Genomic DNA, 10856 nt, shown 5'->3' with positions numbered 1-10856 from the left:
AGTTGCATCAGAAGAAAGGATTTGGTGAAGCTCTTGTAAAACACTGCGAATATTTCTGCACTGAAAAAGGGATTAAATTAATATGGTTTAATGCCAGAACAGCTGCCGTTGGCTTTTATAAAAAACTGAATTACCAAACTATTGGCGAGGCTTTTGATATAAAAGATGTCGGCGAACATTATTTAATGTATAAAGAAATATAAAATGAAGAAACTTTACTTTTTGTTAATAATAAATATTTTAATTAGTTGCAAAAAAGAATCTCCAAAAGCTCCGGTAAAAACAGTTACACCTCCTGCAATTATTCTTACCGATGAAAGAAAAGTACAAATTGACACAGCTACAATAAATGCTTTTAAAAGTGAAACTCTTAAACAATTTTATCATTCATCTGAAAATAAAACGGTCTGGGGAAATCTAAAAAAAAGGACATTTGTTTTGTCTTTATTAAAAAAATCAGATGAACTGGGTCTGAATCCTGACGATTACAAATCTTCAACATTAGAAAAATTCGAAAAACGAATTAGCGAATTAAAAGATTCTGAATTAGCCACTTATGACATTTTGCTTACTTATAATTTTGAATTATACTTATCGCATTTATATAAAGGAAAACTGGATCCTAAAAAATTATACACTAACTGGGATTTGGAAGAAAAAACATTCGACGTCAACAATGTTCTTGTAAAAGCTTTTAATGAAAATAAATTAGACAGCATATCCGAGCATTGCCAGTCAAAGGCTGAGCCATACAAACAATTATTAGAAGCTCTTACAATTATCAATACTTTTCCTGATGATACTGATATTGGGAACATACCATCACCGGATAAAGTAAAAATAAGCTTAAACGACACTAGCAGTTCTTTAATCAATATCAAAAAAAGACTTTTGTTCTGGAAAGATATGTCCGGAAAAAGCGATAGTCTTACCAAAAAATACGATCAAAAAACATTTGACGCAGTTAAAAGATTCCAGGAAAGACATGGTCTTGCTGCCGATGGAGTTATTGGCGCAGGAACAATAAATGCCTTAAACTTTTCTAAACAAAAAAGAAAAGAACAGATTATTGCAAACCTGGAGCGCTGGAGATGGTATAATAATGAATTATCCGAAAGCTATTTCATTATCAATATTCCCGATTATAGCTTAAATGTTGTTGAAAATCAGGATACTACTCTGGTTAGAAATGTGGTCGTAGGTACAAGCAAAAGAAGAACGCCTATCATTACTTCAAAGTTAAGATCCGTGGTTTTTAACCCAACCTGGACTGTTCCGCCTACGATATTAAAAGAAGACGTTGTGCCGGCAATGAAACGCAATCGAAATTATCTGGCCAAGAAAAACATCACTATTTATGATTCTGCCGGAAAAGTTGTGGACCCGAAAGCATGGAACGAAAACAACCCGGGAAAGTATCGCTATGTGCAAAGTCCGGGCTACAACAATTCTTTGGGCTTAATGAAAATTATGTTCCCCAATCATCACAGCGTTTACCTGCACGATACCAATCATAGAAATTATTTTGGAAGAAATAACCGCTCACTGAGTTCCGGTTGCGTTCGTATTGAAAATCCATTAGAAGTAGCTGAGCACATTCTGGATGATTCTGAAAGCTATACGAAAGATAAAATTGACACGATTATTGCTTCCAAAAAAACAACTTACGTAAAAATTAATAAGAAGTACGCTTTGTATCAGTGGTACTGGACAGCATGGAGCAAAAAAAATCAGCTCATTTTCAGAGCTGATATTTATAATCTTGATTCAGATTTGTATGCTAAACTAAGAGAATAGTTTTTCTTCCATCGCAAAACTTCTTGACGGATGATAGATATACAAACACGATTTATTTTTAATCGTCTGAATTATTTCATTTGTAAGTTCAACAGGAAGAGCCGGACAGCCCTGGCTTCTTCCTAATCTTTTATGATTTCTGATAAAAGATTCTGAAACGTAATCTGCACCATGAACAACAACTCCTCTTTCGCGGGCATTGTCATTAACACCTCTTTCTAAACCATCTAAACGTAATGAAGCTCCGTGTTTTCCCTGATAGATTTCGCCTGTAGCATAAAACCCTAAGCTGCTTTTGAAAGATGAATTTGAGTTTGAAAATGCTGATGCAAATTCTTCTCCGGTATTTCTTCCGTGCGCCACAAGGGACTGAAACAAAATAGTGTTAGATGATAAATCAATTACCCAAAGACGTTTGGTATTTGATGATAAACTAAAATCAATCAGAGTTAAAATGTCTTTTTGAATAGCTCCTCTTTCTTTCAACAGGTAAAAACCTTTTAATGCTTCAGAAAAGATTTTAAGTTCGGGTAAAGCAAAATTGTTTGATTTTAGTGCATTGTATGTGTTTTCAATTTTAACATCAATTGCAACTTTTTCTACTTTAGCAATACTTTTTGTAGTTGCTGTTTTTAATTCGGTTGTGTTTTTTGAATCTTTACCAAAAGACAATAGCAAAAACACCACAAGTGGATAAATTTTGTAAATCATTGAATTTCTTTAGGTTAATAATAAATTTGGGCTTGACAAAAGTATAAAAAAAAGACAGCAGACAAAATAAATCATTGTAAATCAGTGCATTTTTGTTTAAACTTTAACAATTTGGAAGGAAAAAATTAGGATAAATTCGTAAATTAACTAATTTTACTACATATTTACTTACAAAAAAAATATCCGATATGAAATACTTATAACTTAATATGGGAATTATATAAATCTCACCAGGTGTTTATTATTATATTAATGTGTAACAATTAGAAAAAAAGGGTGTCTATATACACAGAAAATACTTTTTAGGAAAAAGTATGTTTTTAAAAATCATGAAGAAAATAGTTTTTTTTACTCTTTTATTATCCTCTTTCTGGACTTTTGCCCAAAAGAAAACTTTACAGGCACAATCTATTTCTCAAAATATAGCTATTGATGGGAAACTGGACGAACAGGCATGGGATACTGCACCAATAGCCTCGGACTTTGTTATGTTTGAACCTGATAACGGAAAACCAATTCCGGAATCGAGAAAAACAGAAATTAAGGTTTTATATAATAATGACGCTATTTATATTGGCGCGATGATGTATGATGATGAGCCAGCCAAAATTTTGAAGGAGATCTCACAAAGGGACAATTTTGGAACTGCCGATATTTTTGGTGTTTTTATAAATGGCTTTAATGACGGCCAGCAAAATTTTGAGTTTTTCGTCTCGGCTGCGGATGTACAGGGAGACTGTATCATGACAGATGCTATTGGCGAGGACTATTCATGGGATGCGATATGGATCAGTAAAGCTGCGATGACTGACAAAGGCTGGATTGTAGAAATGAAAATTCCATATGCAGCTTTGCGTTTCTCTGCAGAAAACAAACAAACCTGGGGAATTAATTTTTTCAGGGAAATCAAACGCGAAAGAAAAAAATATACCTGGAGTTTAATTGATACAAAAATTGGCACCTTTACACAACAAAATGGAGATTTGACAGGAATTGAAAACATAAACCTCCTACCCGATTGTTTTTTATGCCGTATGCTTCTTATTATTTAAATGCTGCTGACGGCCAAAAAACCTACGGCACGATGAAGGGCGGAATGGATATCAAATATGGTATTAATGATGCTTTTACACTGGATGCGATTTTAATACCGGATTTTGGACAGGCCAAGTATGATGACCAGATTTTGAATCTTGGTCCTTTTGAGCAGCAGTTTAATGAAAACAGGGCTTTTTTTACAGAAGGAACAGATTTATTTAATAAAGGTAATATGTTTTATTCGCGAAGAATTGGCGGTACTCCGTCTGTTGAACCGGATTTGAATGATAACGAGGAAATAGAAAGTCCGCAGAGTGTAAATCTTATAAATGCATTAAAAATCTCCGGAAGAACAAAAAAAGGGCTTGGTGTCGGGATTTTGAATGCGGTGACCGAAAAAACTTTTGGAACCATAAAAGATACTATAACAGGCGAAACGCGACGTGAGATTGTTGAGCCGTTAACAAATTATAATGTTTTGGTTTTGGATCAGCGTTTTCGCAAAAATTCATCTGTCTCTCTGATCAATACCAATGTGAGCCGAAACGGTCACTACAGGGATTCGAATGTTACCGGTCTGGCATGGGATCTAAACACAAAAGCAAACACTTATAATCTATACGGAAATGTAAAATATAGTACCATAAATGATACTGAAGACAAAAATGGTTTTTATTCTACTATAACTTTTGCAGAAACCAGCGGAAATTATCGTTACAGTCTGGGATCTGATTTTGTAACCAAAGATTTTGACCCTAATGACCTGGGAATCAATTTTTATAAAAATTATTACAATTTTTATGGAAATGCCAATTACAGAATTCTAAATCCAACTAAACTTTTCAATACATTCAGGATTAACTATAATATGTATAGTGAATACAATAAGGATTCGGGGAAAGTTCAGGAATTCAATATAAATGCAAACCTGAACCTTACTACCGTTAAAAATAATTATTACGGAATGGGGATAACTGTTTTCCCGGTAGAAATGTATGATTATTATGAGCCAAGGACTGATAACCGATATGTAACTATTCCGCGAAAATTTGATTTCTGGGGAAGTATATCGACCAATTATAATTACAAATTTGCTTTAGATTTAAACCCTACACTTTCTGTGGCCGATGAACCGGGAAGAGCGGCATTTGGCGTGGATGTTGGGCCAAGGTATCGTTTTAATGATAAACTTCTGCTGACTTACACTTTCAGCCTTTTAAAGAAAAACAATAACAAAGGGTACATTGACAGTTATGATAATGATGATAATGAAAATACTCCTGACAAAATTGTTTTTGCTAATCGCGATGTCACAACATATGCCAATACATTAGCCGGAAAATATGCCATTAACAGTGCGATGACGTTGAATCTGGCTGTTCGTCAATATTGGTCTTCTGCCGAAAATAAAAACATACTCGAACTTGAACCTGACGGCATTTTAGTGCCTTATACTGAATATACTGAAAACAAAAATTCAAGTTTTTATTCCTGGAACGCAGACTTATCCTATTCATGGTGGTTTGCTCCCGGAAGCCAGCTTTCTGCATTATACAGAAATAATGCTTCTAATTTTGAGCGTATTATCGACAAAGATTTTAAACATAGTGTAACCGGTTTGCTTACAAATGATTCCTTAAAACACATTTTTTCAATTAGCGTAAAATATTTTATAGATTATAATGCCCTCAGAAATAAAGCCAGAAAAAGAGCTTAGTGTGAATTAATTTTAAAAAATAAAGACTTAAATAATTAAATTATTATTTTTCAATACCGTTCAGTTTATTAAATATAAATGTAATATCGCTGACTTGCACATTTTATAAATGCTTTATCTTTGTAGAAAACAAAAAAATAATGAACAAGAAAGTAATCCTTATGATTTTAGACGGTTGGGGAAAATCTCCTGACCCTAAAATATCTGCAATAGACAATGCAAATGTTCCTTTTATAAACAGTCTTTACCAAAATTATCCTAGTGCACAACTTAGAACCGATGGTTTAAACGTAGGTTTACCGGAAGGTCAGATGGGAAACAGTGAAGTTGGTCACATGAACCTTGGTGCCGGAAGAATCGTTTATCAGGATTTAGCCAAAATAAATTTAGCCGTAGCACATAAAACACTTGCCAAAGAGCAGGTTCTTGTTGATGCTTTTAAATATGCTAAGGAAAATAATAAAAAAGTACACTTTTTAGGTCTGGTTTCTGATGGAGGAGTTCACTCACACACTTCACATTTACGTGGATTAATTGATGCTTCACAGGAATATGGTTTAGACAAAGTTTTTGTTCATGCCTTTACAGACGGTCGTGATGTTGACCCAAAATCAGGTGCAAAATACATTCATGATCTTGAAGAATATATTAAAGATACTCCTGTAAAAATTGCTTCCATTATCGGCCGTTACTATTCAATGGACCGTGACAGACGCTGGGAGAGAGTAAAATTAGCGTATGATTTGGTTGTAAACGCAACAGGAACTCCTTCTCATAATGCAGTTGCAAGTATCCTTACCAGTTATGAAAATCATATTACCGATGAGTTTATCGAACCAATTGTCATGGTGGATGAAGAAGAAAAACCATTAGCAACTATTATAGAAGGTGATGTGGTTATTTTCTTCAATTTCAGAACAGACAGAGGACGTGAACTTACAGAAGCACTTTCGCAACAGGATTTCCACGAGCAGAATATGCACAAACTAAACCTGTATTATGTAACGCTTACCAACTACGATGAAACGTATCAAAACGTAAAAGTGGTTTATAATAAAGATAATATTACAGAAACTCTTGGTGAAGTTTTAGAGAAAGCAGGAAAGAAACAAATTCGTATCGCTGAAACTGAAAAATATCCTCACGTAACATTCTTCTTTTCAGGCGGAAGAGAAACTCCTTTTGAAGGTGAATCAAGAATTTTGAGAAATTCTCCTAAAGTAGCTACTTATGATTTACAACCGGAAATGAGTGCTTATGAACTAAGAGATGCTTTAATTCCTGAATTAAACAAAGGCGAAGTTGATTTCGTTTGTTTAAACTTTGCAAATGGCGACATGGTTGGACATACCGGAATCATGAGCGCTGCAATCCTGGCTTGTGAGGCTGTTGATGCCTGCGCAAAAGGAGTTATTGAAGCAGCCCTTGCAAATGATTATACTACGATTGTAATTGCCGATCACGGAAATTGCGAAACAATGATTAATCCTGACGGAAGCCCAAATACGGCACACACAACAAATCCGGTGCCTATTATTTTGGTTGATAAAAACCTGAAAAACATTAATGATGGTGTATTAGGAGATATTGCTCCTACTATTTTAGAATTAATGGGCGTTCAGCAGCCATCAGCAATGACCTGCCACTCGCTTTTATAGAAAACATATTCACATAAAAAAAAGAGACAAATTATAAAAATTTGTCTCTTTTTTGTTTTAAGATATTTGTATGTTTTATCAAATAATAAAATAATGATACAGTTGCTCAACACCGTAAATTACAAGTCCGATCAGTCCTCCTACCAGAGTTCCGTTTATTCTGATGTACTGCAGATCTTTTCCGATTTCCAGTTCTAATTTTTCAGAAACTTCTTTCCCGTCCCAGCTTTTTACTGTTGAGGATATTAAGTCTCCAATTACTTTTTTATTGTTTAAAAGTACTGACAGCAAATCGTTTTTAATAAAATTATTGATTTTGTCAACCATCACAGTGTCTTCTTTGAGCCCATTTCCAAAAAGCTGAATTAAATTCGACACACTTTTTTTAATAGAAGATTCATCACCTTTTTCCAGGTCATTGGTTATCGATAATTTTATTTCGTCCCAGATGCCATTTATATAATCCTGAACCTCTTTTTTACCCACAAAATCAAGAATCATATTATTAATTTTGACTCTCATTTCCTCTGAGTTTTTTACTTTATCAAGAAAATTAAAAATATATTCATCTATTTTTATTCTTATTTCGCTTTCCGGTTTTTTGGCTTCATCCAGAAATTCCTGAAGCCCGTTAAAAATTCCTTCTGAAATACTTTTATCCGCTAAACCGAAACTCAGAAAAGGTGTTGAAGCTTTTACTTTCTTGCGGATTAAATCCTTATTATTACTTAATTCGCTGCTCATTACTTCTAAAAGATTCGTCAGCAACTGATCTTTTACAGTTCCTTTTTGCAAAGGCTCTAAAGCCAGTGCTACCCAATTTCCAAAATTTATTGATTCCAGTTTTTCTGCAAACTGAACCTGAATAAATCTCTTTATATCTTCGTCTTTTATTGTTTTTAAAACCCCCGGAATAATGTTTACTGTAACTACACTGGCAATTTTATCCGCATTCGTTTGTTCTGCCAGCCAGTCTGAGGCTTTTGTGGCAAAGCTGAATTCTTCCAATTTGATTTCGAGTTTTTCCCGGTTCAGGAATTCTTCTGATACAAAGTTTCCGAGGTTTTCGCCAATCTCATTTTTTTTTATCGGAATAATGGCTGTATGCCAAATCGGAATTCCTAACGGGTGACGAAAAAGTGCCACTACAGCAAACCAATCGGCAATTCCGCCAACCATTGCCGCCTCACTAAAAGCCTGTAACATTGGAATTTTAAAGTAAATGGCAATTATAAACAAAAGAACCGCAACACCCAAAAGTGCCAAAGCATTTCTCTTCATTTTCCTTAAAGCCTTTACTTTGGAGATATCCTGTTCTGAAATAGTTTCCATATCAAATATGTTTTTACTACTAATTTATGGCTTTTTTCTGAGATATTAAATTAAAAGAGTTTGCCATGAATTTTATGAATTTGCACTAATTATAATTTAATAGAATTATTCACACAATACAATTCATGTAAATTCGTAAAATTCGTGGCTAAAAAAATAATATAAAATTGTACTTTTGCGAACTGAAAATGGAAAAAATATGATTATCCAAAAAACTAGAGAGGAAATCGAATTAATGCGCGAAAGTGCTTTGATCGTATCAAAAACATTAGGAATGATTGCTTCTGAAATTAAAGAAGGAGTTACTACATTATATCTTGACAAATTAGCCGAAGAATTCATTCGTGATCACGGTGCAGTCCCAAGTTTTCTTGGATTGTACGATTTCCCGAATTCGCTTTGTATGAGCCCAAATGCTCAGGTTGTTCATGGTATTCCAAATAATGTTCCTCTTAAAAGTGGTGATGTTATCTCTGTAGATTGTGGCGCTTTTAAAAATGGCTACCATGGAGATCATGCTTACAGTTTTGAGATTGGAGAAGTTGCTCCCGAAGTTAAAAAACTTTTACAGGTAACTAAAGAATCTCTTTACGTAGGAATCAGAGAATTTAAAGCAGGAAATCGTGTGGAAGATGTCGGAAATGCGATTCAAAAATATACAGAAGCTCACGGTTACGGAGTGGTTCGTGAATTGGTAGGACATGGTGTCGGGCAAAAAATGCACGAAGAACCTGAAATGCCAAACTACGGAAAACGCGGACGCGGAAAACTTTTTGTTGAAGGAATGGTTGTGGCTATTGAGCCAATGATCAATATGGGGACAAGAAACATCAAACAGCTTAAAGATGGCTGGACAATTTTGACCGCTGACGGAAAACCAAGTGCACATTTCGAGCACGATGTGGCTTTAGTGGACGGCAAACCAGAATTATTATCGACTTTTCAATACATCTACAAAGCTTTAGGCATCGAAAGCAATGAAGAAGATGAATTCAGACAAGTACCACTTATTTTATAACACTAATTTCACGAATTATCACGGATTAGTGTTGTGGTAAAAATTACACTAAAACGAAATAAAAATAATGAGTGAATTATATTTAAGAGAAGAGTCCTATAGAATTATTGGGATTTGTATGGAAGTCCTCAAAATTTTAGGAAAAGGACATAGTGAAAGGTTTATGGAGATGCTTTAGAATATGAGTTTCAACGAAACGAGATTCCCTATAATCGAGAATTAAGATATAATATTGCGTACAAAGAGATTATATTACCGAGTTATTATTTTGCAGATTTTGTTGTATTTGATGAAATCATTCTAGAACTCAAAGCAATTGCAACATTAACCACAAGTGAAATCAAGCAGACATTAAATTATTTAGCTGCTTCAAAAAACAAACTTGGCTTATTAGTCAATTTTGGAGAAGACAGCCTTAAATACAAAAGAATAATACTTTAACCCAAATCAAAAGTTCGTGAAATTTCAGCACAACATTAATCCGTGCCAATTTGTGAAATTCGTGTTCAAATTTATTTAACTGTGAAAAAACTTTTTAAATTAGTACTTAATACAATCCCACGCCCATTATTAATTCGTTTGAGTTATGTGGCGCGTCCGATTTTAGCTCTTTCATTAAAAGGAAATAAATATACTGACCCGATTGACGGGAAAAGTTTCAGATCTTTTTTACCGTACGGGTACGGAAAACAACGTAACAATGTGCTTTCGCCAAGTACACTTTCGTTAGAGAGACATCGTTTGCTTTGGTTGTATCTAAATGATCAGACTGATTTTTTTACAGCCCCTAAAAAAGTACTGCATTTTGCTCCGGAACAAGCTTTTTATAAAAGATTCCGTAAGCAGAAAAACCTTGATTATACCACTACAGATTTACTTTCTCCTTTGGCAGATGTAAAAGCAGATATCTGTAATTTACCTTTTAAGGACAATGAATATGATGTGATTTTATGTAATCACGTATTAGAACATATTCCGGATGATACAAAAGCGATGCAGGAATTGTTTCGTGTTTTAAAACCGGGTGGAATGGCTATTCTTCAGATTCCTCAGGATTTATCAAGAGAAGTTACCTTTGCAGATGACACGATCACAGATCAAAAAGAGCGCGCCAGGATATTTGGACAATACGATCATGTACGTGTTTACGGCCGTGATTATTTTGACAAATTGCGCAGCATTGGCTTTATCGTAATCGAAGAAGATTATACCAATAAAATTACACCGGAGCTGGTTGAGAAATATTGTTTGGCAAAAGGCGAAATTATTCCGCTTTGCTTCAAACAGGAAAACTAAACGAATTCCTTTTTTCACCATATAAGTGATATAAGTTCATTTAAAAAGTTTTCAAATTATTGTAATTTTGAAAACTTTTTATTTTTAGACAGCTTCCCAAATTACAACCAAACCAAATCCCTGCACTTGGAACCTACAAAATCATTTCAGTTCTGTTTTGACATCAGTTTTGAAAAAAATCTGAACACCTATATCCCAACAGCCTATATTGTTGAGAATACCATTGAAATTAAATATCTTGACAAAAAAGCAACTAAAGGCATCATTGAGAGCTTTGGAATTGTATTTG

General features: G+C 34.2%; 8 protein-coding genes and 1 pseudogene. 7 read left to right on the top strand and 2 right to left on the bottom strand.

Features of this window, described 5'->3' with window-relative positions; all coding sequences use genetic code 11:
• Together DCO46_RS20965 and DCO46_RS20960 are read left to right on the top strand one after the other, a co-directional pair.
• A partial coding sequence (locus tag DCO46_RS20965) for a GNAT family N-acetyltransferase (RefSeq protein ID WP_116754430.1) occupies positions 1 to 203 on the top strand: 203 nt, incomplete at its 5' end.
• A gap of 1 nt (position 204) precedes the next feature.
• The gene (locus DCO46_RS20960) at positions 205 to 1797 is read left to right on the top strand and encodes a murein L,D-transpeptidase (protein WP_116754429.1); all 1593 of its coding nucleotides are present in this window, start codon (positions 205 to 207) and stop codon (positions 1795 to 1797) included.
• Here DCO46_RS20960 and DCO46_RS20955 read toward each other — a convergent pair.
• Positions 1786 to 2508: a murein L,D-transpeptidase catalytic domain family protein gene (locus tag DCO46_RS20955; RefSeq protein WP_116754428.1), complete on the bottom strand. Its 723-nt coding sequence runs from the start codon at positions 2506 to 2508 to the stop codon at positions 1786 to 1788. The genes DCO46_RS20960 and DCO46_RS20955 overlap by 12 nt on opposite strands.
• 329 nt (positions 2509 to 2837) lie before the next feature.
• Between DCO46_RS20955 and DCO46_RS20950 the strand changes: the two are divergent.
• Positions 2838 to 5263 (top strand): annotated as a pseudogene (locus DCO46_RS20950) (DUF5916 domain-containing protein).
• A 140-nt stretch (positions 5264 to 5403) separates the two neighbouring features.
• Positions 5404 to 6921 carry a 2,3-bisphosphoglycerate-independent phosphoglycerate mutase gene (gpmI, locus tag DCO46_RS20945; RefSeq protein ID WP_116754427.1) on the top strand — a complete coding sequence of 506 codons (1518 nt, stop codon included), beginning with the start codon at positions 5404 to 5406 and terminating at the stop codon, positions 6919 to 6921.
• Positions 6922 to 6999: 78 nt separating this feature from the next.
• Here the strand turns inward: gpmI and DCO46_RS20940 are convergent, their stop codons facing one another.
• Entirely contained in the window at positions 7000 to 8253 is a 1254-nt protein-coding gene (locus DCO46_RS20940; protein WP_116754426.1) for a DUF445 domain-containing protein, read from the bottom strand.
• 199 nt (positions 8254 to 8452) lie between these two features.
• Here DCO46_RS20940 and map point away from each other — a divergent pair, with 199 nt between their 5' ends.
• The 3 genes from map (at position 8453) to DCO46_RS20925 (ending at position 10567) form a co-directional block, all read left to right on the top strand.
• Complete coding sequence (gene map, locus DCO46_RS20935) at positions 8453 to 9271, top strand: type I methionyl aminopeptidase (protein ID WP_116754425.1); 819 nt, start codon at positions 8453 to 8455, stop codon at positions 9269 to 9271.
• A gap of 201 nt (positions 9272 to 9472) precedes the next feature.
• Complete coding sequence (locus tag DCO46_RS23400; RefSeq protein WP_317048066.1) at positions 9473 to 9712, top strand: GxxExxY protein; 240 nt, start codon at positions 9473 to 9475, stop codon at positions 9710 to 9712.
• Positions 9713 to 9793: 81 nt separating this feature from the next.
• Positions 9794 to 10567, top strand: a complete 774-nt coding sequence (locus tag DCO46_RS20925) for a class I SAM-dependent methyltransferase (protein WP_116754424.1) — start codon at positions 9794 to 9796, stop codon at positions 10565 to 10567.
• The last annotated feature ends 289 nt before the right edge of the window (positions 10568 to 10856 follow it).

This window comes from Flavobacterium sp. HTF (assembly GCF_003105115.1).
Taxonomy (GTDB): Bacteria; Bacteroidota; Bacteroidia; order Flavobacteriales; family Flavobacteriaceae; genus Flavobacterium.
This window is presented reverse-complemented; position numbering and strand designations above follow the sequence as displayed.